The 24677-nt window shown below is 71.8% G+C and carries 22 protein-coding genes and 1 pseudogene; 11 read left to right on the forward strand and 12 right to left on the reverse strand.

The window, feature by feature from the left end:
* The first annotated feature begins 230 nt into the window (after nt 1-230).
* The 3 genes from AB0B14_RS15550 (at nt 231) to AB0B14_RS15560 (ending at nt 2524) form a co-directional block, all read left to right on the forward strand.
* Entirely contained in the window at nt 231-731 is a 501-nt protein-coding gene (locus AB0B14_RS15550) for a TrkA C-terminal domain-containing protein (RefSeq protein ID WP_357066486.1), read from the forward strand.
* Between the two features lie 5 nt (nt 732-736).
* Nucleotides 737-1951 (forward strand): cation:proton antiporter, encoded by a 1215-nt coding sequence (locus AB0B14_RS15555; RefSeq protein ID WP_357522822.1) that lies wholly within the window; start codon nt 737-739, stop codon nt 1949-1951.
* A 141-nt stretch (nt 1952-2092) separates the two neighbouring features.
* Entirely contained in the window at nt 2093-2524 is a 432-nt protein-coding gene (locus AB0B14_RS15560) for a hypothetical protein (RefSeq protein ID WP_357066482.1), read from the forward strand.
* Between the two features lie 110 nt (nt 2525-2634).
* Here AB0B14_RS15560 and AB0B14_RS15565 read toward each other — a convergent pair whose 3' ends face one another.
* From AB0B14_RS15565 to dnaK, 5 genes are all read right to left on the reverse strand, one after another.
* The gene (locus AB0B14_RS15565) at nt 2635-2829 is read right to left on the reverse strand and encodes a hypothetical protein (protein ID WP_357522823.1); all 195 of its coding nucleotides are present in this window, start codon (nt 2827-2829) and stop codon (nt 2635-2637) included.
* Between the two features lie 136 nt (nt 2830-2965).
* Complete coding sequence (locus AB0B14_RS15570) at nt 2966-3406, reverse strand: helix-turn-helix transcriptional regulator (protein ID WP_030332087.1); 441 nt, start codon at nt 3404-3406, stop codon at nt 2966-2968.
* 30 nt (nt 3407-3436) lie between these two features.
* Nucleotides 3437-4615, reverse strand: coding sequence for a molecular chaperone DnaJ (gene dnaJ / locus AB0B14_RS15575; RefSeq protein WP_357066478.1), 1179 nt, complete (start codon nt 4613-4615; stop codon nt 3437-3439).
* Nucleotides 4616-4700: 85 nt separating this feature from the next.
* Nucleotides 4701-5459: a nucleotide exchange factor GrpE gene (grpE, locus tag AB0B14_RS15580; RefSeq protein WP_357066475.1), complete on the reverse strand. Its 759-nt coding sequence runs from the start codon at nt 5457-5459 to the stop codon at nt 4701-4703.
* 48 nt (nt 5460-5507) lie between these two features.
* A complete protein-coding gene (gene dnaK, locus AB0B14_RS15585; RefSeq protein WP_357066473.1) occupies nt 5508-7376 on the reverse strand; it encodes a molecular chaperone DnaK in 1869 nt (622 codons plus the stop codon).
* Between the two features lie 220 nt (nt 7377-7596).
* Between dnaK and AB0B14_RS15590 the strand changes: the two genes are divergently transcribed.
* The 3 genes from AB0B14_RS15590 to AB0B14_RS15600 are packed head-to-tail and all read left to right on the forward strand — an operon-like array spanning nt 7597 to nt 12383.
* Nucleotides 7597-9420, forward strand: coding sequence for an ABC transporter (locus AB0B14_RS15590; RefSeq protein WP_357066471.1), 1824 nt, complete (start codon nt 7597-7599; stop codon nt 9418-9420).
* Entirely contained in the window at nt 9417-11102 is a 1686-nt protein-coding gene (locus tag AB0B14_RS15595) for a GTPase (protein ID WP_357522824.1), read from the forward strand. The genes AB0B14_RS15590 and AB0B14_RS15595 overlap by 4 nt, the downstream gene beginning before the upstream one ends.
* Before the next feature lie 57 nt (nt 11103-11159).
* Complete coding sequence (locus AB0B14_RS15600; RefSeq protein WP_357066467.1) at nt 11160-12383, forward strand: hypothetical protein; 1224 nt, start codon at nt 11160-11162, stop codon at nt 12381-12383.
* Between the two features lie 153 nt (nt 12384-12536).
* Here the strand turns inward: AB0B14_RS15600 and AB0B14_RS15605 are convergent, their stop codons facing one another.
* Both AB0B14_RS15605 and AB0B14_RS15610 read right to left on the reverse strand, forming a co-directional pair.
* Nucleotides 12537-13160, reverse strand: coding sequence for a phosphatase PAP2 family protein (locus AB0B14_RS15605; RefSeq protein WP_357522825.1), 624 nt, complete (start codon nt 13158-13160; stop codon nt 12537-12539).
* A gap of 215 nt (nt 13161-13375) precedes the next feature.
* Nucleotides 13376-14299, reverse strand: coding sequence for a hypothetical protein (locus AB0B14_RS15610; RefSeq protein WP_357522826.1), 924 nt, complete (start codon nt 14297-14299; stop codon nt 13376-13378).
* Nucleotides 14300-14820: 521 nt separating this feature from the next.
* Here AB0B14_RS15610 and pdhA point away from each other — a divergent pair.
* The 5 genes from pdhA (at nt 14821) to AB0B14_RS15635 (ending at nt 21940) form a co-directional block, all read left to right on the forward strand.
* Nucleotides 14821-15996: a pyruvate dehydrogenase (acetyl-transferring) E1 component subunit alpha gene (pdhA, locus tag AB0B14_RS15615; protein ID WP_357066460.1), complete on the forward strand. Its 1176-nt coding sequence runs from the start codon at nt 14821-14823 to the stop codon at nt 15994-15996.
* Nucleotides 15996-16985, forward strand: coding sequence for an alpha-ketoacid dehydrogenase subunit beta (locus tag AB0B14_RS15620; protein WP_357066458.1), 990 nt, complete (start codon nt 15996-15998; stop codon nt 16983-16985). Before pdhA ends, AB0B14_RS15620 begins: the two co-directional genes overlap by 1 nt.
* Before the next feature lie 5 nt (nt 16986-16990).
* Entirely contained in the window at nt 16991-18463 is a 1473-nt protein-coding gene (locus AB0B14_RS15625) for a dihydrolipoamide acetyltransferase family protein (protein WP_357522898.1), read from the forward strand.
* Nucleotides 18464-18681: 218 nt separating this feature from the next.
* A complete protein-coding gene (locus AB0B14_RS15630) occupies nt 18682-18819 on the forward strand; it encodes a hypothetical protein (RefSeq protein ID WP_165435866.1) in 138 nt (45 codons plus the stop codon).
* Nucleotides 18820-19162: 343 nt separating this feature from the next.
* Nucleotides 19163-21940, forward strand: a complete 2778-nt coding sequence (locus tag AB0B14_RS15635) for a hypothetical protein (RefSeq protein WP_357522827.1) — start codon at nt 19163-19165, stop codon at nt 21938-21940.
* A gap of 108 nt (nt 21941-22048) precedes the next feature.
* On the opposite strand, the gene AB0B14_RS15640 is transcribed toward AB0B14_RS15635, so the two are convergent.
* The 5 genes and pseudogenes from AB0B14_RS15640 to AB0B14_RS15660 all read right to left on the reverse strand — a co-directional run.
* Nucleotides 22049-22531, reverse strand: coding sequence for a GNAT family N-acetyltransferase (locus tag AB0B14_RS15640; protein WP_357522828.1), 483 nt, complete (start codon nt 22529-22531; stop codon nt 22049-22051).
* A 726-nt stretch (nt 22532-23257) separates the two neighbouring features.
* Nucleotides 23258-23566 carry a matrixin family metalloprotease gene (locus tag AB0B14_RS15645; protein ID WP_357066452.1) on the reverse strand — a complete coding sequence of 103 codons (309 nt, stop codon included), beginning with the start codon at nt 23564-23566 and terminating at the stop codon, nt 23258-23260.
* Between the two features lie 92 nt (nt 23567-23658).
* Nucleotides 23659-23853 (reverse strand): DUF397 domain-containing protein, encoded by a 195-nt coding sequence (locus AB0B14_RS15650; protein ID WP_357066565.1) that lies wholly within the window; start codon nt 23851-23853, stop codon nt 23659-23661.
* 394 nt (nt 23854-24247) lie between these two features.
* A complete protein-coding gene (locus AB0B14_RS15655; protein WP_357066563.1) occupies nt 24248-24445 on the reverse strand; it encodes a DUF397 domain-containing protein in 198 nt (65 codons plus the stop codon).
* Nucleotides 24442-24604: pseudogene (locus AB0B14_RS15660) on the reverse strand (XRE family transcriptional regulator); the annotation flags it as partial. The pseudogene AB0B14_RS15660 and the gene AB0B14_RS15655, both read right to left, overlap by 4 nt.
* Nucleotides 24605-24677: the final 73 nt, after the last annotated feature.

Raw genomic sequence — 24677 nt, forward strand, 5'->3', positions numbered from 1 at the left:
CGGGTGCCCGCCCCGCTCCACCGGGGTGGGCACCAACGCGTCCGGCCCCGGCCCTCACCCTCGCCCCGGCCCCGGCGCTCGGTGTGTTCGTCGCAGAGAAGCAGTAGATCTTGGAAAGAAACTGCCCCTGGAGGGGCGCATTTCTTCCAAGATCTCTCGCGGCGAGCTCCAGGGCGGAGCACTGTCCTTCCAAGATCTGCGGATTGTTCACCGAGCGGTAGCCTTGGCGTGTGCGAGTACGTGTCGAGCAGACCGCCCTACCCGGGATCGGGGTACGTCACGATCTGGTGACGGAGTCCGGACGCCGCCTGGGCGTTGTCTCCCACCGCAATGGCCGCCGTGATCTCGTCCTGTACGACCCGGACGATCCCGACTCCTGCCAGGCGGACATCCCGCTGACCGACGACGAGGCTGAGGCTCTGGCCGACATCCTCGGCGCGTCGCTGATGCTCGGCCAGCTCTCTGGGCTGCGCGAGCAGGCCGCCGGTCTGCTCACCGAGCAGATCGCCATCACGGCCGGCTCGCCGTACGTCAACCGGAAGCTCGCCGACACCAAGGCGCGTACCCGCACCAGCGCCTCCATCGTGGCGGTGCTGCGCGAAGGCGAAGTGATCGTCTCGCCACTCCCCTCCTTCCGCTTCGCGGCCGGCGATGTGGTGGTCGTTGTCGGGACCCGCAGGGGTCTCGACGGCGTGTCCGCCATCCTCGCCGACAGTGACCCGGACGGCTGAGGCGGATGCACGATTTCAAGACGCTGCTCATCGAAGTCGGTGCGCTGCTGCTGCTGCTCGGTGTCCTCGGCCGGCTCAGCCGCCGGGTAGGCCTCTCACCCATCCCTCTCTACCTGCTGGCCGGGCTCGCGTTCGGGCACGGCGGGTTGCTTCCGCTCGCCGCCAGCGAGGAGTTCTTCGCGGTCGGCGCCGAGATCGGCGTCATCCTGCTGCTGGTGATGCTCGGCCTGGAATACTCGGCCAACGAGCTGGTCGGCAACCTCCGCTCGGCGGCCCCGGCCGGCCTGATCGACGGCGTGCTCAACGCGCTACCCGGCGCGGGGTTCGCCCTGCTGCTCGGCTGGGACTGGGTCGCCGCCCTGGTGCTCGGCGGCATCACCTGGGTCTCCTCCTCCGGGGTGATCGCCAAGGTTCTCGCCGACCTGGGCCGGCTCGGCAACCGGGAAACTCCGGTGATCCTCTCGGTGCTGGTCATCGAGGACCTGGCGATGGCGCTCTACCTGCCGCTGGTCACGGCCGTGCTGCTCGGCAGCGGCCTGCTCGGCGGTGGCATCGCGCTCACCATCGCGGTGGGTACGGTGCTGATCGTGCTTGTGGTCGCCATCCGGTACGGCCACCTGATCTCCTCCGCGCTGTCCGCGAAGGACCCGGAGGCGCTGCTGCTCGGCGTGCTCGGTCTGACGGTGCTGGTCGCGGGTATCGCGGCGAAACTCCAGGTGTCGGCGGCGGTCGGCGCGTTCCTGGTCGGCATCGCGCTCTCCGGTCCGGTGGCGCACCACGCGACCGAGTTGCTCTCCCCGCTGCGGGACCTGTTCGCCGCCGTGTTCTTCGTCTTCTTCGGCCTGGTCACCGACCCACGGGACATCCCGCCGGTGCTGCTGCCGGCGCTCGCGTTGGCCGTGGTAACGATGGCGACGAAGACGCTCACCGGTTACCTCGCGGCCCGCCGGGTCGGCATCGCGGAACCCGGTCGGTGGCGGGCCGGCCTGGCACTCGTACCCCGGGGTGAGTTCTCCATCGTCATCGCCGGGCTCGCGGTGGCCGCCGGGAGCGTCGAGCCGCGGTTGGCGGCGCTGGCCGCGACGTACGTCCTGATCACCGTGGTGACCGGGCCGATCCTCGCCCGGCTGCCAGACTTCCCGTGGTTCAAGCGGTGGCTGCGTAACCGCGCGGCGGCCCAGCGGCGGGAGCGGACCCCAGTCGTCGACTCGGTGCAGTAAACCCGCCCATGCCAACGGTTGCGGAATTGCTCCTCACGGGTACTACCGGCAGCACCCGACGGCGGGTTACCGTTTCGCCCCAGCAGCCAAGGTCCGTAGGCAGCGTTGCCAAACGCGGGCGAGAGCGTGGAAGGTTGGCCGGTGAGCGTGCAGGAGTCGACGTTCCGCGGCTTCGCCAACCCCGTCGATCCGAGTCCGGCGGAGTTGCGAGCTTGGGCGTACAAGCCTGATTCGGTGCCGTTGGCTTCGATGCCACCGGACTGGGACCTGTTGGTCTCCGGCGACCGACTGGTGCTGACACTCTTCGAGTTGGCGATGGACCCGACCTGCCCGGCTCGGCGTTTCGCCCTGCACTGCCTCTACATCTACGCGGCCGACGGCATCCGGACGAACTTTCGCGCCCACCCCAAGCGCCGCTTCCGCAAGCTCGTCGAGCAGGCCGAGCGGGACGGCGACGAGCTGATGAGGATCTGGGCGCACAACGGGCGGGTGCTGTTGGCCCGACCGGATCTCTTCGTCTACCGGGACTGGTGCGAGGGCGGCCTGGTCCGCGAGAACCGCCGCCTCGGCTGAACCGAGGCCCGCACTCACTAACCGCGCACGGGCCGCGACCCCCACCGCACTCAGTAACCGCGAACGGGCCGGGACCCCCCGTGGGTCCCGGCCCGCACGTCGGTCGCCGGTCAGTCCTGCTTGTGTTCGGTTTCGGGTCGACCCTTGTCGACGCCGTGGTCGCCCCGCTCGGCGAACCGGCCCCCGACGACCCGGTCCCGATAGGTCCCCTCGGTCACCTTGTCGAACTTCTTGCGGACGGTTTCGGCCAGGCTTTCCAGCCGGTCCTCCGTCTGCTCGGCCATCTTCTTCGCCGGTTCCGCCATCGCTCCCCCTCGCCATGTCGGCAGGCCCGAAATAGCCGATTGGACCCGTATTCCCAGGCTAACCGAAACGGCCCGGACCGCGCCGGGGAATCCGGTGTGGTCCGGGCCGATGAGTCGGATCCGGGTGCGCGTCAGGTCAACGATCGGGAGTACGGCGGGGTCGCCACACCACAAGCGCGGTGGACGTGCGATTGGTCGGCACCAGGTCCCGTCCCGGGAAGCGGGCGAGTGATTCCAGCTCGGCCACTCGCCGGTACGCGGCATCCAACTCCGCCTCCAGTCGGGCCACCCGCTGCTGCGCCTGCTCCAACAGTCGCTCCAGCCCGATGATCCGCTTGACGCCGGCGAGGTTGATCCCGTCGTCCTGACTGAGCCGCTGCACCTCGCGCAGCAGCACCACGTCGCGGACGCTGTACCGGCGCCCGCCGCCAGCGGCCCGGCCGGGCTGCACCAGCCCCAGTCGGTCGTACTGGCGCAGGGTCTGTGGATGCATCCCCGCCATCCGCGCCGCAACCGAGATCATCAGCACCTTGGCCTCGTAGGCAGGGTCACCCGAACCGAGGAACTCGCCCGACATGCCGCTCACCTCCGCGTCCCTTCCACCGGACTAGCTGACCCGACGCAACCGCGCGTCGAGATGTTCCCGGGCCGCCGGCGGGCTCTGCTCGGCGAACGCCTCCAGCGCCGCGCGCGCCTCGTCGGACAACCCGGCCGGCACCACCACGTCCAACGTGACAAGCAGGTCACCGGCCTGTCCGTCGCGGCGGACCACACCCTTGCCGCGGGCACGCAGGACCCGCCCACTCGGCGTCCCCGGCGGAACCCGCAGGGTCACCGCGCCGTCGAGCGTGGGCACCCGCAGGTCCGTGCCGAGCACGGCTTCCGCGAAGGTGACCGGCACGCTGAGTGTCAGGTCGTCGCCGGTACGCCCAAACAGCTCGTCCGGTCGAACCTTGACGTGCACGAACAGGTCGCCGGCCGGGCCGCCGCGCTCGCCCGGCTCACCGCGCCCGGTCAGCCGGATGCGCTGGCCGTCGGCAACGCCGGCCGGGAAGCGCACGTTCATGGTGCGGGTCTTGGTGACACCGCCGCTGCCGTGGCACTCGGGGCACTTCTCCTCGACCACGGTGCCGACGCCCTGGCAGTTGCGGCACGGCTCGGAGAAGCTGAACGAGCCCTGGTTGCGGGTGGTCACGCCGGCACCGTGGCAGACCGGGCAGGTACGCGGCTGGGTGCCGGGCTTGGCCCCGTTGCCGTGGCAGGTGTCGCAGACCCCGGGCGCGCGCAGCGTCAGGGGCAGCGTCACCCCGCGCACCGCGTCGCCGAAGTCCAGTGCCACCTCGGTCTCCACGTCCCGGCCGCGGGCCGGACCACGCGGCGCCGCCTGCCCACCGCCCTGACCACCGGTGAAGATCGAACTGAACAGGTCCTGGAAGCCGGCGCCTCCGAAGCGGCGGTCGCCGCCTCCGCCGCCGAACATGTCGGAGACGTCGAACGGCATGCCGCCCGGCTGACCCTCGCCCCGGGCGTTACGCCGGAACGCGCCCGAGCCGAACAGCGAGCGCATCTCGTCGTACTCGCGGCGGCGGCCGGAGTCCGACAGCACGTTGTACGCCTCGGACGCGGCCTTGAACCGCTCCTCCGCCTTGGCGTCGCCCGGGTTGTGGTCCGGGTGCGACTCGCGGGCCACCTTGCGGTACGCCTTCTTGATGTCGTCCGCGGAGGCGGCCTTGTCCACGCCGAGCACGGCGTAGAAGTCCTTCTCGATCCAGTCCTTGGAACTCACCGGTCCACCCCCTTCCGACATTCGCGGCCCGGCCGTCCCGCCCACCGTTGCGCGATGGGCGGGACGGCCCGGTCACTGTCTCGCACTATTCCGGGTCCGCGACCGCGACCAGCGCGGGACGCAGCAACCGCTCACCGAGCTGGTAGCCGCGCCGCATCACCTGGACGCAGGTCGGCTCGCTGACCTCGGCCGAGGTCTGGTGCGCGACCGCCTCGTGGCGGGTCGGGTCGAACGCGTCGCCCTGCTCGCCGAAGGCGTTCAGGCCGAACTTGCCCAGTGCGGTGGTGAGCTGTTCCGCCACCGTGCCGAACGGTCCGACCAGGTCGCCGTGTTCCCGAGCCCGGTCCAGGTCGTCGAGGATCGGCAGCAGCGCGGCCAGCACCGAGCCGGTCGCCTGCTCCTGCACCAGGTTGCGGTCGCGGTCGACCCGCTTGCGGTAGTTGGCGTACTCCGCCGACACCCGCTGTAGGTCCCTGGTGCGCTCGTCCAACTCGGCCCGGAGTGCCTCCAGCTCGGCGCCGAGCGACGTGCCCGTGCCGGCGCCGTCGACCGGCTGCGCCGGGGCGTCCACCACCGCTGGACCGGTTGGCTCCGGTCCGTCGGTGGAGTTGACCTCGACCTCGATCTCGTCGACCACGACCTCGGCGTCCTCGACCAGGCCCTCGGCCGGCACACCGGTCTCCGCGTCGGCGGCGGTGCCCTCCGGCTCCGCCGTGTCGACGAGCTTGCGCTTGTTGCGGATGACGACCCGCTCCCCGTCGCCGGTGGTCGGCTCCGTGGGCGCGGAGCCACCCGGCGTCGACCCGGTGTCGCCCGGGTCGGCGGCTCGTGGCTTCTGCGTCATGCGGCTACCTCATCCCCTTCGCCGTGGATACGTGTCGGAGCCCGACGGTCACTTCTTGCCGTCCTCGTCCACGATCTCCGCGTCGACCACGTCGTCGGCTCCACCGGCCTGCGCGCCGGTCGCACCGGTCGCGCCGGCCGCACCCGGGCCGGGCTCGCCACCGGGCTGCTGACCCTGCTCGGCCTGCTGCGAGTAGAGCAGCGAACCGGCCTCCTGGGAGACCTTCGCCAGCTTCTCGTGGGCGGACTTGATCTTCTCGATGTCCTGACCGCCGAGGGCACCCCGCAGCTCACCGAGCGCCTCGTTGAGCTGCTCCCGGTTTTCACCGGGCAGCTTGTCGCCGCTCTCGGCGAGGAACTTCTCGGTCTGCCACTGCAGCGCCTCGGCCACGTTGCGGGCCTCGGCGTCGTCGCGACGGCGCTTGTCCTCCTCCGCGTGCTCCTCGGCGTCCCGGCGCATCCGCTCGATGTCGTCCTTCGGCAGCGAGGAGCCGCCGGTGATCGTCATCTTCTGTTCCTTGCCGGTGCCCAGGTCCTTGGCGTGCACGTTGACGATGCCGTTGGCGTCGATGTCGAAGGCGACCTCGATCTGCGGCACACCGCGCGGCGCCGGCGGGAGGCCGGTCAGCTCGAAGGTGCCGAGCTTCTTGTTGTAGGCCGCGATCTCCCGCTCACCCTGGAACACCTGGATCAGCACCGACGGCTGGTTGTCGTCCGCCGTGGTGAAGACCTCGGAGCGCTTGGTCGGGATGGTGGTGTTGCGCTCGATCAGCTTGGTGAAGATGCCGCCCTTGGTCTCGATGCCCAGGCTCAGCGGGGTCACGTCGAGCAGCAGGACGTCCTTGACCTCACCCTTGAGCACACCGGCCTGGAGGGCGGCGCCGACGGCGACGACCTCGTCCGGGTTGACGCCCTTGTTGGGGTCGCGACCGGTGAGCTGCTTGACCAGGTCGGTCACGGCGGGCATCCGGGTCGAACCGCCGACCAGGATGACGTGCTCGACGTCGGAGATCTTGATCCCGGCGTCCTTCACGGCCTGCTCGAACGGGCCCTTGCAGCGGTCCAGCAGGTCCTGCGTCATCCGCTGGAACTCGGCGCGGCTCAGCGTCACGTCGAGGTGCAGCGGGCCGGCGGCGCCGGCGGTGATGTACGGCAGGTTGATGTTGGTGGTGGTGGCGGCGGACAGCTCGATCTTGGCCTTCTCGGCGGCCTCGCGGAGGCGCTGGAGGGCCATCTTGTCCTGACCGAGGTCGATGCCGTGTTCACCACGGAACGTCTTGACCAGGTGGTCGATGATCCGCTGGTCCCAGTCGTCGCCACCGAGGTGGTTGTCACCACTCGTCGACTTGACCTCGATGACGCCCTCGGCCAGCTCCAGCAGCGACACGTCGAAGGTGCCGCCGCCGAGGTCGAAGACCAGGACGGTCTGCTCCTTGGAGCCCTTGTCCAGCCCGTACGCCAGGGCGGCCGCGGTCGGCTCGTTGACGATCCGCAGCACGTTGAAGCCGGCGATCTCACCGGCCTCCTTGGTGGCCTGGCGCTGGCTGTCGTTGAAGTAGGCCGGGACGGTGATCACCGCGTCGGTGATCTGCTCGCCCAGGTACGCCTCCGCGTCCCGCTTGAGCTTCATCAGCGTCCGGGCCGAGATCTCCTGCGGGGTGTACTTCTTGCCGTCGATGTCGACGGACCAGTTCGTGCCGACCTCGCGCTTGACCGACCGGATCGTCCGGTCGGGGTTGGTCACTGCCTGGCGCTTGGCGACCTCGCCGACGAGCACCTCGCCGTTGCGGGCGAACGCGACGATCGACGGGGTAGTCCGCGACCCCTCAGCGTTGGCGATGACGGTGGGTTCACCGCCCTCGAGAACGCTGACGCAGGAGTTCGTCGTGCCGAGGTCGATACCGACCGCACGTGCCATCTTCGCTTCCTCGCTTCGTAAGGTTGTGCAGGTGACGGGCATCGCCCGCGGCTGCCTGGCGAGCACCGCCCGCAGCGGGCCCCACCACAAGTTGAGTGAACTTGACTCAATAGTGCCACGCGCTGGCGAATCGTCAAGTCGGGTTGAGTCAACCCGACGCAACTCAGCCATTACTACCGTCCGGTTGTCTTCCCTTGCATCGGTCGGGCACGCTTTAGCGGTGACGACGCACGGCGATTCCGCCACCCGTTCCGGCGCGCCCGCCGTCGCAGCCCGCACCGGCCCGCCGGACGCCGCGGAGGAGCCGCCCGCCACCACCGGGGACGACAGCCTCCCCGGCGCCCTGTCGGGTCTCCGGGAGGCGATAGGTGCGACCCGGTTTCCTCTCGCACTGCCCTCCGCCGGCTCCGCCCGGCACACCGCCGCCGCCCTCACCGACCAGCTCGACGACTACCTGCTGCCCCGGCTCGCCCGGCTGGACGCGCCGCTGCTCGTGGTGGTCGGCGGCTCCACCGGCGCGGGCAAGTCGACACTGGTCAACAGCCTGGTCAAGGCCCGGGTCAGCGCCGCCGGTGTGCTCCGGCCGACCACCCGCTCCCCGGTGCTGGTGTGCAACCCGTCCGACGCGGCGTGGTTTCGGCAGGGCGACCTGCTGCCCGGGCTGACCCGCACCACCGAGCCGAGCGACGATCCGCGCGCCCTGCACCTCGTCACCGCGCCCGCCCTGCCCGCCGGGCTGGCCTTCCTCGACGCACCCGACATCGACTCGGTGGTCGACGCCAACCGGGCGCTCGCCACCCAACTGCTCGCCGCCGCCGACCTCTGGCTCTTCGTCACCACCGCCGCCCGGTACGCCGACGCGGTGCCGTGGGAGCTGCTGCGCAGCGCCCGGGCGCGCGGCGCGGTGATCGCCATGGTGCTGGACCGGGTACCCGCCGAGGCCACCGACGAGATCGCCGCGCACCTGGCCGAGATGCTCGCCGAACAGGATCTCGGCCGGGCGCCGCTGTTCGTGCTGCCAGAAACGTGGGTCGACGGTCAGGGGCTGCTGCCCGAGGGCGTGACCGCGGCGCTGGCCGACTGGTTCGCCCGACTGGCCGGCGACGCGGAAGCCCGCTCGGCCGTGGTCCGCCAGACCCTGGACGGTGCGCTGGCCGCCCTCCACCCCGCCGTCGAGGAGCTGGCCGACGCCGCCGACCAGCAGGTCACCGCCGCCGCCGAGCTGGACGAACGGGTCCGGGCCGCGTACCGGGGTGCCGAGCGCACCGTCGAGCAGGGGCTTCAGGACGGCCGACTACTCCGGGGCGAGGTGCTCGCCCGCTGGCAGGAGTTCGTCGGCACCGGAGAGTTCTTCCGCACTCTGGAGGCCCGGATCGGTCGCCTCCGAGACCGGGTCGTCGCCGCTGTCACCGGTCGCCCGGCGCCCGCCGTCGAGTTGCGCAACGCCATCGAGTCGCAGCTGGTCACGCTGCTGCGCGGGGTGTCCTCGGAGGCCGCCGAATCCGCGTACACGGCGTGGAAGGCGCACCCGGCGGGCTCCGGGCTGCTCGATCCGGCGCTCGCCCACCCGAGCGACGACCTCCCGGAGCGCGCCGAACGCATGGTCCGGGACTGGCAGCGCGGGGTGCTGGAGCTGGTCCGGGTCGAGGGCGGCGACAAGCGGTTCGTGGCCCGCACCGCCGCGTACGCGGTCAACGCCACCGGGTTGGCCGTCATGATCGCTGTCTTCGCCTCCACCGCGTTCATCCCGACCGGGCTGGAGCTGGCCACCGGGGCGGGCACCACCGTCGCCGCGCAGGCGGTGCTCCAGGCGATCTTCGGCGACCAGGCGGTGCGTACCCTCGCTGCCAAGGCCCGCACCGACCTGCTGGCCCGGGTGCGGACGCTGCTCGGCGCGGAGGCCGACCGGTTCCTCAGCCGCACCGCCGACGCCCGCCCCGCCGCGGACGCCGGCGACGGGCTGCGCCGGGCCGCCGGTCGCGTCGAGCTGGCCCGGCACCGCAGCGGCCTGTCCGCGGGCGGCGACGAGGGGAGCGCCCGGTGACCAACATCACCGGTCGGGTACGCGAGGCGTTCCGCGGTGACCAGCGGGTCGACGCCGACGCGCTGGTCACCCGGCTGGACGCGGTACGCCGCTTCCTGACCGCGGTGGACGGCCTGCTGCCCGACGCCGAACTGGTGCCCGCGCACACCCTGGTCGAGCGGGCCGGCACCCGGCTGGCGCTGTCCCGGGACCACACGGTGGTCGCGCTGGCCGGCGCCACCGGCAGTGGCAAGTCCAGCCTCTTCAACGCGTTGGCCCAGTTGGAGCTCTCGCCGGTCGGGGTGCGCCGGCCGACCACCGGCGTCACCCACGCCTGCGTGTGGGGGCCGTTGGAGGGCGCCACCCGTCTGCTCGACTGGATCGGTGTGCTGCCCCGACACCGCTTCGTGCGGGAGAGCGCCCTGGACGGGGACGACGAGACGGCACTGCACGGGCTGATCCTGCTCGACCTGCCCGACTTCGACTCGGTGCAGCGATCCCACCGCCTGGAGGTGGACCGGCTCCTCGGCCTGGTCGACCAGGTGGTCTGGGTCGTCGACCCACAGAAGTACGCCGACCGGGTCATCCACGACAGCTATCTGCGCGAGTTCCACAGGCATCGGGACGTGACGCTTGTCGTGCTCAACCAGGCTGACCGACTGCCCCCGGCCGAGGTGCCCCGGGTCCTGGACGATCTGCGCCGACTGCTCGACACGGACGGGCTGACCGGTGTGCCGCTGCTGGCGACCACCGCCATCGACCCGCCCGGGATGGTGGGGCTGCGCGGCGCGCTGGAACGTACGGTCGCCGAGCGGCAGGCCGCGCTGCGCCGGCTCGCGGGTGACGTCGACACGGTCGTCGCCGGGTTGGACGAGCTGGTCGGCTCGGCCCGACCGGCGGGTGGCCCGGACGGCTCGGCGCTCGACGGGCTCAACCGGGCGTTGGCCGGGGCGGCCGGCGTGCCGGCGGTCACCGAGGCGGTGGAGCAGGCGTACCGGCATCGGGCCGGCGCGGCCACCGGCTGGCCCGTGGTCCGGGGCTGGCGGCGGTTGCGACCCGACCCGCTGCGTCGGCTGCACCTGCCCGGCCCCAGCGGCGACCGGGTCGACCCGGCGGAGAGTCTGGTCGCGGCCACCTCCGTCCCGGAGCCATCGGCCGCGCAACGCTCGGCCCTGGGTCTCGCGATCCGCGCGGTGGCCGACCGGGCCGCCGCCGACCTGCCCGCCCCCTGGCCCGGCGCGGTGACCTCGGCCGCCCGGTCCCGCCTGGGCGACCTGCCGGACGCACTGGACCGCACGATCGCCGGCACCGACCTCGGCCTGGGCCGTCGGCCGCTGTGGTGGCGGGTCGTCGGCGGTGTGCAGTGGCTGGTCACCCTCGCCGCGGTGGTCGGGCTCGGCTGGTTGCTTCTCGGGTACGCGCTGCGCGCACTCGGCCTGCCGGCGCTGGACAACCCGATGGTCGGTCAGGTGCCGCTGCCCACCCTGCTACTGCTCGGCGGCCTGCTGGCCGGGCTGCTGGTGGCGGCGCTGACCCGGCCGGTGGTGCGCTGGGCGGCCCGACGCGCTCGGGCCCGCGCCGAACAGCGGCTGACCGCGAAGGTGGCCCTGGTCGGCGAGGAGTACGTGCTGGCACCGGTACGCACCGTGCTCGACTCGTACGCGCAGGCACGCGACGCGCTCCGGGACGCCGCCCGCCGCTGACGCCTCAGGCGGCTCGCTACCGCTCTGCATCGGCTCCGGGCGGCGTAGGGTCGGAGCATGGCCACGCCTGAGACCCCCTACGACGCGGTGCTGCACGCCGCACGCGACGTGACCAAGCTGGAGTCCGCCCTCGACGCCGAGATGCTCGGCAGCGCACTGCTGGGCAGTGTCTACGCCATCGCGGAAACCGACCGCGACACCGCCGTACGGGAGTTCGTCACCGGGTTCCTCGCCGCCACCGCGCGTCGCCGGATCGCGGCGGCCACCACCATCCGACAGGTCTTCGCCGCGCTCGTCCCGGACGCCGAGGGCACCGAGCGGGTCCGTCCGGGCACCCAGGCGCCCACCTGGTCCGGGCAGCTCGGCCGGGTGCACCTCACCGGCACCTGGGCGTACGGCGACGTGTACGGCGACCAGACCTCCTACCTCGCCACCTTCGCGTACGACGACGCCTCCGGTGGCGGCGAGCACGCGTTGGTGGCCCTGGTGGACCACAACATCGGGATCACCAAGGACATCTTCGTCGGTGGGCCGGCGGAACGGATCCTGGACCAGGTCCGACAGATGTGCGCCGACGACGAGTTGACCTGGTTCCGTACCGAGAATCCGGCCCGGCTCCGGGGCGAGGTGGCCCGCCACCTCGCGGTGACCGACGACCTCAGCGAGTTGCCCGGCGAGGGTTCCCTGGCGACCGACCGGGCGCTTGTCGGTGCCCGGCTGGCGTTGCTGCCCACCGCCGCCGACCCGACCGGTCCGGCGGAGGTCGAGCCGCTCTCCGCGGCCGAGCGCACCGACCTGGTCCGGCGGTTCCTCGCCGCGCCGGAGGCCGCCCGCTTCGGGCTGGACACGGTCGACGGCGCGGAGTTGGCCTCCCTGCACTTCTGCCTGAGCCTGGTGCTGGACCATTCGGCGAGCTTCCCGGACGGCGACCCGATGCGCTGGAGCCCGGCGGTGTCCGGGCTGTTCCTGCTCGACTGGGTGCACCGCCGCGCCGTGCTGGACATGGACGACGCGGCGATGCTGCCCCGGGTGCTGCGCGCCTGGGCCCGGTACGCGTCCCGCCAGCGCGGGCTGCCCGAGGCGGCGGCGACGCGCACCGACGAGGCGATCGAGGAGATGGTGCCGGAGTTCGCCCGCCTCTACTCGACGGGTGAACGGCGCAGCCCGGCGACCGCCGCGGTGGCGCAGCTGATGGCCGACGGGGTGGACCCGGACGACCCGGCCGCTCTGGACGCCTGGATCGAGGCCAACCGGCACCGTCTCGCCGACGACGGCGCCTGACGGTCCACCCGGGGCGGGCGACACGTCGCCTGCCCCGGCTCTCGTCCGGCCCCGGCTCTCGTCCGGCCCCGGCTCTCGTCCGGCCCCGGCTCTCGTCCGGCGCCGGCTCTCGTCCGCACCCGGTGGCGGGCCCCGGTCGGGAACAGATCGCGGTCAGCGCAGTGCGCCGAAGACCACTGCGGCGATCAGCGCACCGAGCACACCACCGGCGAGCACCTGCGACACCGTGTGATCCCGCAGCCGCACCCGGGACCAGCCGACCAACACCAGCAGCGGTGCGGCGACGACCAGCCAGGTCCCGAAGGTCAGCATCAGGATGACAAGTGCGCCGGCGGCCACCGCCGAGTGGATCGACATCTTCCACCAGTGGCTCACCGACACGGCGACCACGAGCCCGACCAGCCCGGCCACGGCCAGCGCCAGCACCGGGCGGGGCGCACCGAGTACGACGAGCAGGGCGAGCCCCGCGGTCACCGAGGCGAGGCCGACAAGCAGCGGAGCCCGGCGCTGCTCCCGACGGCCGACGTGGTGGTCGGTGAGCCGGCCACGGCGTACCCCGCCGACGACGTAGGCGAACGGAATGCCGATGACGAAGAGCGTGGCGAGCAGACCCCAGACCAGGCCCTGGCCCGGACGGCGCGCGCTGTGCCAGCTCACGGTGACGATCAGCAGCGACACCAGCACGGCCGGCGCGCTCACCTCGGTGACCAGCCGGGCGACCCGCAGCCCCGGGCCGGGCCGGGCGATGACCGGGCGGAGTTTCGCACCGCCGCCCACGCCACCCCCTCCGGTACGTGCCCACCGTCGGAACCGGGTCAGCCACGCCTGATCGTCACCGTACCGTCGCGCGCACCGTGGGGTGCGCCGGTCGGACCAGCGCGGACCCGCCGTCGGCGAGCATGGAGGAACGGGCACCGTGGGATGCGCCGGTCAGGCCAGTGCGGGCCGGCCGTCGGCGGGCATCAAGGGACGGGCACCGTGGGGTGCGCTGGTCAGGCCAGTGCGGGCTGGCCGTCGGCGGGCATCGAGGGAACGGCCGGAGGCGACGGGACCGCTGGGCCGGGCTGGCTGGTCGGTGCGGCCGGGGTGGCGGGTTGCCCGGGGGTGCTGGCCGGGGCGGACGGCGCCCTGGTCGGCACGGCGGTCGCCGTCGGGGTGTCCGTCAGCGTGGGCGCGGGTGTCGGCGCGGGCGTGGGGTCCGACGTGGGCGTCGGCTCCAGGGTCGGGTCCGGGTCGGTCGGGTCCTGATCGGGGTCGGTGGGGTCCGGGTCCGGGTCGGTCGGGTCCTGATCGGGGTCGGTGGGGTCCGGGTCCGGGTCGGTCGGGTCCGGATCGGGGTCGGTCGGATCCGGATCGGGGTCGGTCGGGCCTGGGTCCGTGGGGCCCGGGTCGGTCGGATCGGGATCCGTCGGGCCAGGGTCGGGCGGGTCCGGGGCCGGAGGGCCGGGTGGGGGCATGGCGGGCCAGGTGCCGCGGGTGGGCTTCGGCGGTGGCGGTGGGTAGGTCGCCACCCGGCCGGGGCCGGTCGGCTCCGCTGGACGCCCTTCCGAGATACGCCCCGGAGAGGCGGGCAGCCAGCCGCTGGTCGGCCCGACGCTTGGTGTGCCGGGTGGCGGGTGCGCCGGCTGGCTGGTCATCGGCAGCGGGATCACCACCGGCCCGACCGACGGGGTCGTGATGAACGGGGTGCTGTTGTCCGGCAGCGCGGTGCTGCCCGGGGTGGCCGAGCCCGCGCTGATCGCGGCGAGGATGGGCATCGACGCGGTGCCAGCCAGCAGGGCGACGGTGAGCAGGTAACCCCGGGTAGCGCCGCCCGCGCCGGGAGCACGGTGGACACCGACCACCCGTCGGTAGCCACCGGCCGACCGATGCCGGCCGAGTGCTGGTGTGCCGGGACCATCACCTGGCTCGTGCACCGCACACCCCTTGTCGTCGGCCGTCGGAGGACATGGATGGACGCCGCCAGCCCCAAAGCCGGCATATGACCTGATAGGCGCGATCCTGTGGGAATCAGCCTGGCCCAGTTACCCTCCGTTAGCCAGTCTCGACCGCGTGTCGACACGCGATGCTGTCCGAACGGTGACGAATCATCGCCGGGTCGCCTGGGCAACGCAGGCCGGCATGATGGCGACAAACGACGTCAAAGGGTGGGCTGTCGGAATCCGGGGCGGGCGTACTGTGGGCGCGCTCACCTGCTCTGCGAATATGGAGCACGACGGCAACGCAGCCGTGACCTCCGCGCACCCTCGCGGCAGGCGCGGCCCGGCGCCGGCGCTCCCGATCCGGGTTCGGCCAGAACCCGGCTCACGCCGTGCGGCAACCCCCACCGGGGCTAGGCGCGGCCGCCAGGAACCGGTCCGGCAGAAGCCGGACAGGCGCACGAGTTGCGTAGCCGGGTTACCCCCGGTGCCGACGCAGACACGACAGGGAGAGACCGATGGCAAAGGGCGACCCCGGGGGCACCACCCGCGGCAGGCGGGCGGCACCCCGCTCCAAGAAGGGCACGGCCGGCGATCCCGAGCTGGTGCAGCTACTCACCCCCGACGGCGAGCGGATCGACAGCGTCACCGGGCCGGACGGCACCGAATACCGCGTCGACTTCACCGACGAGGAGTACCGCGGCCTCTACCGCGATCTGGTGCTGGTCCGCAAGCTGGACGCCGAGGCGACCGCGCTCCAGCGCCAGGGCGAGCTGGGCCTCTGGGCCAGCCTGCTCGGCCAGGAGGCCGCGCAGGTCGGATCGGGGCGGGCGCTGCGGACGCAGGACATGGCCTTCCCGACCTACCGGGAGCACGGCGTCCTCTACTGCCGGGGCATCGACCCGATCATGCCGCTCGGTCTGTTCCGCGGTGTCGACCAGGGCGGGTGGGACCCGAACGAGTTCAAGTTCAACATGTACACGATCGTCATCGGCGCGCAGACCCTGCACGCGACCGGCTACGCCATGGGCATCACCATGGACGGCAAGACCGGTACCGACGACGGCGAGGCCGCGATCGCCTACTTCGGCGACGGGGCCACCAGCCAGGGCGACGTGAACGAGGCGTTCGTCTGGGCGAGCGTGTTCAACGCCCCGCTTGTCTTCTTCTGCCAGAACAACCAGTACGCGATCTCCGAGCCCCTGGAGCGGCAGACCCGCGTGCCGCTCTACCAGCGGGCCGCCGGCTTCGGCTTCCCCGGCGTACGGGTGGACGGCAACGACGTGCTGGCCTCGTACGCGGTCACCCGCACGGCGCTGGACAACGCCCGCCACGGGCAGGGCCCCAGCCTGATCGAGGCGTACACCTACCGGATGGGCGCGCACACCACCTCCGACGACCCGACCCGCTACCGCATCGCCAGCGAGGTCGAGGCGTGGCAGGCCAAGGACCCCATCACCCGGGTCAAGGCGTTCCTGGAGAAGCAGCAGATCGCCGACGCGGCCTTCTTCGCCGACGTCGACGAGCAGGCCCGCCGCGAGTCGGTGCACCTGCGCGAGCGGGTGCTCGACATGCCCAACCCGGAGCCGGTGACGATGTTCGACCACGTCTACCCGAACGGTTCCCCGCTGCTCGACGAGCAACGCGCGCAGTTCAGCCGCTACATGGAGTCCTTCGAGGGGAGCGCCCACTGATGGCCACGGAGACGCTCACCATCGGCAAGGCCCTCAACACCGGCCTGCGCCGCGCCCTGGAGAACGACTCCAAGGTCATCATCATGGGCGAGGACGTCGGCAAGCTCGGCGGCGTCTTCCGGATCACCGACGGGCTCCAGAAGGACTTCGGCGACCAGCGGGTGATCGACACCCCGCTGGCCGAGTCCGGCATCATCGGCACCGCTGTCGGTCTCGCCATCCGTGGCTACCGGCCGATCTGCGAGATCCAGTTCGACGGCTTCGTCTACCCCGCGTACGACCAGATCGTGTCGCAGGTGGCGAAGATGCACTACCGCTCCGGCGGCAAGCTCAACATCCCGATGGTGATCCGCATCCCGTACGGCGGCGGCATCGGCGCGGTCGAGCACCACTCCGAGTCGCCCGAGGCGTACTTCGCGCACACGGCCGGCCTGAAGGTGGTGACCTGCTCCAACCCGCAGGACGCGTACGTGATGATCCAGCAGGCCGTCGCCTCGGACGACCCGATCGTCTTCCTGGAGCCCAAGCGGCGCTACTGGGAGAAGGGGCAGGTCGACCTGGACGCGCCGCTGTCCGAGGCGTACCCCCTGCACTCGGCCCGCGTGGTGCGGCCCGGCACGGACGTGACCGTGCTGGCCTACGGACCGATGGTGCGGACGTGCCTGGACGCGGCGACCGCCGCCGCGGAGGACGGCCGGGAGCTGGAGGTCATCGACCTGCGTTCGCTCTCCCCGCTGGACCTGGCGGCGGCGTACGAGTCGGTGAGGCGCACCGGCCGTGCGATCGTGGTGCACGAGGCGCCGTCGAACCTCGGCCTCGGCGCCGAGTTGGCCGCCCGGATCACCGAGGAGTGCTTCTACTCCCTGGAGTCGCCGGTGCTGCGGGTGACCGGCTTCGACACCCCCTACCCGGCCGCCCGGGTGGAAGAGGAATACCTGCCCGATCTCGACCGGGTGCTCGACGCCGTCGACCGCACCTTCGGCTGGTGAGCGCCATGTCCCGGATCAAGACGTTCAACCTGCCCGACCTGGGCGAAGGGCTGACCGAGGGCGAGATCCTGGCCTGGCTGGTCAAGGTCGGCGACACGATCGAACTGAACCAACCGATCGTCGAGGTCGAGACGGCCAAGGCGGCGGTGGAGATCCCGGCGAAGTGGGCCGGGCAGGTGCAGGCGATCCATCACCCGGAGGGCACGACTGTCGAGGTCGGTACGCCGATCATCGCGATCGACACCGACCCGGGTGCCGGTCCGCTGGAGGCGCCGTCGATCACTGCCACGCCGAGCGGCGACCTGCCCACCCCGTCGGCGGCCTCGCTGGCGGCGGTGGAGCTGGCCCCGGCCGAGGGCATGGTGGAGCCGGGCCTGATCGGCGGCGTCGCCCCGGGCGGTCGGACGGCGGTGCTCGTCGGCTACGGCCCGCGTACCACGGCCGCAAAGCGCCGCCCCCGCAAGAACGCCCCCGTCCCCGCCCAGCCCGCCGCCCCCGCTGGGGTCGATCATGGAGTTGTGGTGGGTGACAAACCAGCCGCGACCACCACGATTCCGGCACCACAGGTCCATGATCGACGCGGCGGGGCGAGCGGCGGGGCGGTGTTGGCGAAGCCGCCGGTGCGGAAGCTTGCCAAGGATCTTGGGGTCGATCTCGGCACGGTTACCGGGTCGGGGCCGCTGGGCTCGATCACCCGGGAGGACGTACACCGGGCGGTGAACGGCGCCGTCGCGGTGGCGGAGCCACTCGCGGTGACGACGGCCCCCAGCTTCGGCGCGGACCGGGAGCAGCGCATCCCGGTCAAGGGGGTCCGCAAGCTCACCGCCGAGAACATGTCCCGCTCGGCGTTCACCGCCCCGCACGTGACGGAGTTCCTGACCGTCGACGTGACCCGGGCGATGAAGGCACTGGACCGGCTGCGCGGCCGGCGGGAGTGGCGCGACGTACGGGTCTCGCCGCTGCTGCTGGTGGCGAAGGCGGTGCTGCTGGCGGTGCGGCGTCACCCGATGGTCAACTCGACGTGGGCCGGCGACGAGATCGTGGTGAAGGAGTACGTCAACCTCGGCATCGCGGCGGCCACCGAGCGGGGCCTGATCGTGCCGAACATCAAGGACGCCGGCCGACTCTCGTTGCGGGAGTTGGCGGACTCGCTGACCGACCTGGTGCAGACGGCGAAGTCCGGGCGCACCTCGCCGGCGGCCATGTCCGGCGGCACCCTGACCATCACCAACGTCGGCGTGTTCGGGGTGGACACGGGCACTCCGATCCTGCCGCCGGGTGAGTCCGCGATCCTGGCCTTCGGCGCGGTACGGGAGATGCCCTGGGTGCACAAGGGCAAGGTCAAGGTCCGCCAGGTCACCACCCTGGGGCTGAGCTTCGACCACCGGATCATCGACGGTGAGCTGGGTTCGAAGTTCCTGCGCGACATCGGCGACTTCCTCGCGGACCCGGAGGCGGCGCTGCTCGCCTGGACCTGATCGTTCGAGACGCCAGCCACGGCCGGTGTGCCACGGGTTAACACCCGGCACACCGGCCGTGTCGTTTCGGCAACGGAAGCGTCGGCCAGACGGCCTGTTGACCTTCGATTGTTAGGCGGGTGTCCCAGCTCACCTAATAATCGATGGAAGTTCCCGGGGTTCTGCGGTTGAATAGACACATCAGGGGCTGACAACCGAATAGCTAGGGGGACCCACCAATGAGCATGATCGAGCGAATCCGCAACCACCGCGACGCCACCCGCCGCGCCCGTGCCATCGAGCACGCGCTGCGCTCGGCGAACTCGCCGGCAGTTCGCGAGGAAATCCTCGTCATCGCCCAGCGTCACATGAGCTGACGCTCCACGACTTTCCTCACCTCCTCCAGATCGATGGCCCACCCGGCCCGCCGGGTGGGCCATCGGCGTTCCCGGCCACCCGCCACCGGGATTCCGCCCTGCCGCAGCGCCCGGTACGGTGGGCTTCGGTCGCCGCCCGCCGACCCGACAGAGGCCGAGCCAACCGAAACTGCTCGACACCGACCGGATACGGGGAGTGACGACCGGTGCTCCTTGGACGTGCCGTGCCACCACCCGATACCGTGCGGGGAGCCGGCACAGCGGTACGCCGGTGACGCCGGCAGCCATGCCGAGGAGACCGATCGGCACCGGCGAGCCGACATGTGATGGAGGAGGCGCACCCATGACGTCCGAGGGCCCGCACCGCACCGGCCAAGAGCCGGACGAGGTGTCACCGGGCGCCGGCGGACCGGCGCCGTACGGCGACCGCCCGGCGCAGCCGGACAACGGCCACAACGCCACCGGCCCAGACCTGGGCTGGGCGCCCCCGCCACCGGCGCGGTCCGACGCGTCGACGCCGGCATGGGCCACCCAGTCCGAGCAACCACCGGCCCCCGCCTGGGGTGCCGCCGCTGCTCCGCAGCACAACGACCCGGCGCAGCCCGCCTGGGGCACCGCCGCCCCGCAGTCCAACGAGCCGGCGCAGCCCGCCTGGGGTGCCGCTGCTCCGCAGTCCAACGAGCCGGCGCAGCCGGCGTGGGCGGCCGGCGGTGGCGCGAGTGAGCCGCCGCAGCAGCAGCCCGGCACCTGGCCTGGCGGCGACAGCACACCGGCTCCGGCGCAGCCAGCCTGGGCCGCGCAGCCACAGCAGGGCTGGACGCCGGCTGAGCAGAGTGCGCCCGCACCCACCTGGACCCCGAACGCCACCGACCAGCCCGACTGGGCCCAGCCGTCCGCCCGGGGCGCCGCACAGGTGCCTCCGGCCACCGCTGCCTGGCCCGCCCAGCAGGACCCGGCCAACGCCGGCGGCTGGGGTGGCGCGGCGCAGGCCAACCCGCCTACCGCTGAGTGGCGCGGAGCCGAGTCGCAGCAGCCCGAGTCGCCGCAGGCCGCCAACTGGTCCGGCGGCGCCCAGCAGGACGAGGCGTCCGGCAGCGACGGCTGGCCCGCCAGCGCGGCGGGACGCGACGACCAGCCCGGGTGGACGCCTGCCGAGCAGTCGCCGCCGGCCTGGGGCCAGCCCGCCGAGCCGGCCAAGCAGTCCGCCCCCGCGTGGGGGCAGGCGGCCCAACCCAACCCGGCCCGTGGCGCGGCCCAGGTGCCGGCCCCGGCGACGAACTGGCCCGGGTCGGACGACCCGGCCCGCTCCGGTGGCTGGGCCGCCCAGCAGCAGGCGCAGCCCGCCGAGTGGGATAACGGCGACGCACGGCAGGACCAGCCCGCGCAGCCGGCCGCCTGGGGCGAGGCCGAGAGCCGTCCGCAGCAGCCCGACTGGGTGCTGTCGCCACAGGATCAGCCCGCGCCGGCGCAGCAGAGCGGCCTTCCCTCCCGTGCCAGCGCGCCCGGCAGGGATGGTGCGGCCGAGGTCGAGCCGTGGGCACCCGGCGAGGTGTGGGGTCGCGCCGAAGCGGAAGCCTCCGCCCAGGCCCGTGGTGGCTGGGAGGCGGACCGGGGCGACGAGGCACCGGCCTACCAACCCGGTCCCGCGCCGGGCATCTCACCGGCGAACGCGGTGCCGCTGCCTCCTCAGGAGCAGCGCGTGCCCGGCGCCAGCCTGGCGGCTGCACCGCCGGCCGACTACGTGCCCCAGGCCCAGTTCGCACCGATCCCCGAGCAGCCCGCGTACCCCGAGCGGGAGACACCGGACGTCGCCGCGCAGTACGAGGCGGACCCGGCCGGTTGGGGCCGCGCCGAGGACGCTCACGCGAGTGGCGCGGTGGTGCCCGCACCGCGTACCTCGCCGGAGGCCGGAGCGGGCCGCGCGGTGGTGCCGGTGGCGGACGCCGAGTCGGCAGCCGGCGCGGCTGCCAAGGCCACGGCGAGCGCTTCGGTGCCGCTGGCCAGCCGGGTGATGCCCCCGACCGACCAGGCCATCCGTCCGACCGGCACGGCCACACCCCAACCCCGGGTGTACGGCCGGCCGGCGCGACCCGAGCCCGACAACGAGCCGGAGCCGGAGGCGTTCCAGGCCGACCCGGGTGCCGATCGCCAGGGTGCACCGGATTGGCAGAACGACTCCCAACGCCAGGGCCCACCGGACTGGCAGAACGACCCGCAGCGGCAGAGCGCACCGGACTGGCAGAGCGACTCCCCGCGGCAGGCCGCCCCGGATTGGCAGAACGACCCGCCGCGGCAGGGCGCACCGGACTGGCAGAACGAGCCGCCGCGGCAGCTCGGCCCCGGCTGGGGCGGAGAGCCCCCCGCCGAGCCGCGCTTCGACGACCGGCAGCCCGCACCGAACGCGTTCGGTGCGGCCCCGCCGCCGCCTCCGGCGTTCCCTCCGGGTGTGCCGTCCTTCGTCGACACACCGGGCAACAACCGGCCGGTGAACGGCACCCGGCCGCACGGCGGTGCCGAGCGGCCAGCCGACCAGTTCGGCGGGCCACCAGCCGCCGGCAGCGCCACGGTCGGCGGCCCGTCGACCTACGGCGCGCCGAACTTCGGCGGGCCGGGCTCCGACGGGCCAGGCTTCGGCGGGCCGGCGACCGAGTCGGTGCCGGGCGGCAGTTTCCCGCCGGCCTTCCCGCCACCGCAGCAGCCCCTGCCGGCCTGGGGCCAGGAGCCTGGCCAGTCGGATCAGGGCCGGTTCGACTCGTTCAAGCCGGACGCCGCCGACAGCCCGAAGGCGGAGCTACCGACACCGAAGGTACGCAACGGCCGGGTGCTGGCCGCGGTACTGATCGCCGCGGTGCTCATCCTGGCGGTGCCGCTCGGCCTGCTGCTGCTCCTCGGCAAGGTCGGCAAGGACGACCCAGCGCCGTTCGACCCGGCGGTCGGCAGCTGCGTGAAGCAGTCCGGTCAGGGTGGTGCCTCGGCGGCAACCTGTGGCGAGGCGGGCTCCTTCTCCATCGTCTCCAGGGTGGACGCGAAGGAGAAGTGCACCGACACGACGCAGCCGCACGTGGTGCTGCCGGGTAGCGGCGCCAACCGGGTGCTCTGCCTCAAGCCCGCCGGGAAGTAACTCGACCGACGGCGGGGTCACGGGCAACCGTGGCCCCGCCGTCGTCGTATCCGCCGCGACGGCGACTACCGAACGCGCAACTCCGGGCACGAGCAGCGCGGCACTGGATCAGAGTTCCCGGTAGTAGACGGTGACCGGCAGGGGCGTGCAACCCAGCGTTTCGTACAGGGCTCGGGCGGGCGCATGGAAACCGTCGCCGCCCGTGCCGATCGTTACGACCTCGGCGCCGAGTTCCCGCATCGCGGCGAACGCGTGCTCGCACAGCACGGTGCCCGCGCCGAGCCGGCGGTGCTGCGCGGACACGGCGACGATCGTGACGCTGCCATTTTGGCGCTCAGGCTCTACCGCCCAGGCCACGTAGCCGGCGATGACGCCGTCGATCTCAGCGACCGCGACGTACCGGTGCTCGGCGGGGTCGTGGAGCCCGGCGACCTGCTTGACGTAGTCGTCGCGCCAGTCGCCGTGCTGGTTGGCGAAAACGACGTCCCCCACGAGCGGGCGGAAGGAGTCTTCGTAGAACGGCCCGAACGTCTCGATGGTCAGTTCGGTGAGCCGGGCCAGGTCATGCTGAAGAAACGAACGGATACGCATCTGAGTGTGCCTCTCAAGCTGAGGTTCTGAAAGCCAACAAACCGGGCATCAGATGGCCAGCAAGCAGCCGGAACGGCGGCGAGCCGACCCTCAGCGGCGGGTACGCCAAGCGGCGAAGCAACTCATGAGCGGAATCCTACGGGGCGGTGCGGTGGCGTCAGGCACGCGCGGCGTGCCCACTTCGGAAACGAGGGTCAGCGCCCTGGATCGCTGGGCGCCGGGACAGCGTAGGGCGCTGGCGGCCCGTCTCCACGTCGGACGTGCTGGAAAGGGGCCGGGAAACCGGAATGGCGCCCACCGAAGTCGGTAAGCGCCATCCAAAGTTAGGAGCCAGAACTCTGGTGGCCCGAGGGCGCCCAGAGCGTTCGTGGTGATTCTACTACGTTAGCGCCGGGGGTCTAAACCCCGGCAGCGTGCCCTCGCCATAGCGTCCAGCGAAATGGCAACTTCAGCGCTGGTCAGGACGGTCGGGTGTAACGCTTTGAGCCCGGAACGGCATCCTATTTGGCTAGTGCTCGAGTTGCTATTGGTCCAGAAGCCACCGGCACCTCAGGGTTGATCGACGACAGCGGTCGGCATGTCATGGCATGGCGGCGGCGAAACGCCTGGGCTGGGCGATACACAGACCTCGCTGCTGTTGCCGCTTGACGGACAGGCGGTCAGAGCGATGGACAACAGCGCTATCGCAAAGGTCGAGCGAAGAGCTTTGATTACCATCTGACCACCCTATCTCCAGGGCCCGTAGACGCTCCGCAGGCCATTGTAATCACCGAGTCCGAGAGAACTGTCATGGTAGAAACAGATCGTTGCGTTGGTGCTCATAGTCATGGCCGGGTACGAGCTTTCCGAGACGTGACCAAGCCCGAACACGTGACCAAACTCGTGAGTTGCCACCCCTTGCAACTCATACTGCTGAGCGCAGCCTGAGGGCGCAAGGTAGAAGAACTGGTTGTTGCGATTGGCGAAAAGAATGTCGCCTTCCTGGATTGGGTCGTCGCCCGGCCACGAGTAGGACCAGACGCAAGCGACGGCCAAAATGCTTGTGTTGTTGATCGGGCCGTTCCGCGCTTAGCGAGACGCAGAAAGGCCCCCGACGCGAATCGTCGGAGGCCTCTCTGTCGATGCTGTCAGGCGACGGGGCCGTGTGCCTTCGCGAAGCCGACGAAGCCCTGCCACGCGGCGGGGTCGAAGGTCAACGTTCCGCCGTCGCGGTCTTTGGTGTCGCGCACGAGGACTACGCCCGCCAGGTTGTCGGCGACCTCTACGCACGAGCCCCCGTTAGACGACGAGTAAGACGACTTGCGCCACTGTGTGTCGGTCAGCTCCATGTTTCCGCCACTTCCCTTATGAGTGTGATCGACTGCCCATGAGATAGTGCCGCACCGCGAACGTTCTCCCATGCTGCCATGAGAAAGACCAGATCCGCCGGTTCGGACGCCACCTGGCCGTGAAGTTGGGTGTCGAGATAGCCCGGGGTTTGGTTTTCGGGCCCACCCACCTGGGCCGATGGATCGCCCTTGCCCCCTGCCGAGACGCCGCCCAGCGGCACTCACGCGCAGGTCACCGCTAACCCGGCGCTCACCGCCGCTGAGGCCGCTCAGGCGACCAGCCGCTCGCTCACCTACTTACAGGAGCCGCTTCAAACGCGTGAGGCGACTCCTACGCGAGACGCAAAGAGGCCCCGACGCGAATGTCAGGGCCCTCTTTGCGATGCTGTCAGGCGATGGGGCTGTGGGCCTTCGCGAAGCTGACGAAGCCCTGCCACGCCGCGGGGCCGAAGGTCAACGTTCCGCCGTCGCGGTCCTTGGTGTCGCGAACGAGCACGACGCCGGGGAGGTTGTCGGCGACCTCCACGCACGCTCCACCGTTCGAGCTGCTGCGGGTGCTCGTGCGCCACTGCGGGGCGCTGGTCAGGTCATCCATGCTCGCGCTCTCATCACTTCGATGGTCCGGTCTCGCGAGAGCGAAACTGACCTCACGGTATCCCACACTGCCCACAACGGAGCAGCGTCATTCTTAGTGATGTGCCCTGCGGCCCCGGTCGTCTAGATATCCGACCCGCCGCGACGGCGACTACCGAACGCGCAGTTCCGCGCGTCGCCCACACACGATGAAGCGCCGCCCCGGCATCCGGGACGGGCGCTCT

The sequence above is a fragment of the Micromonospora sp. NPDC049171 genome (genome assembly GCF_040648275.1).
GTDB lineage: Bacteria > Actinomycetota > Actinomycetes > Mycobacteriales > Micromonosporaceae > Micromonospora.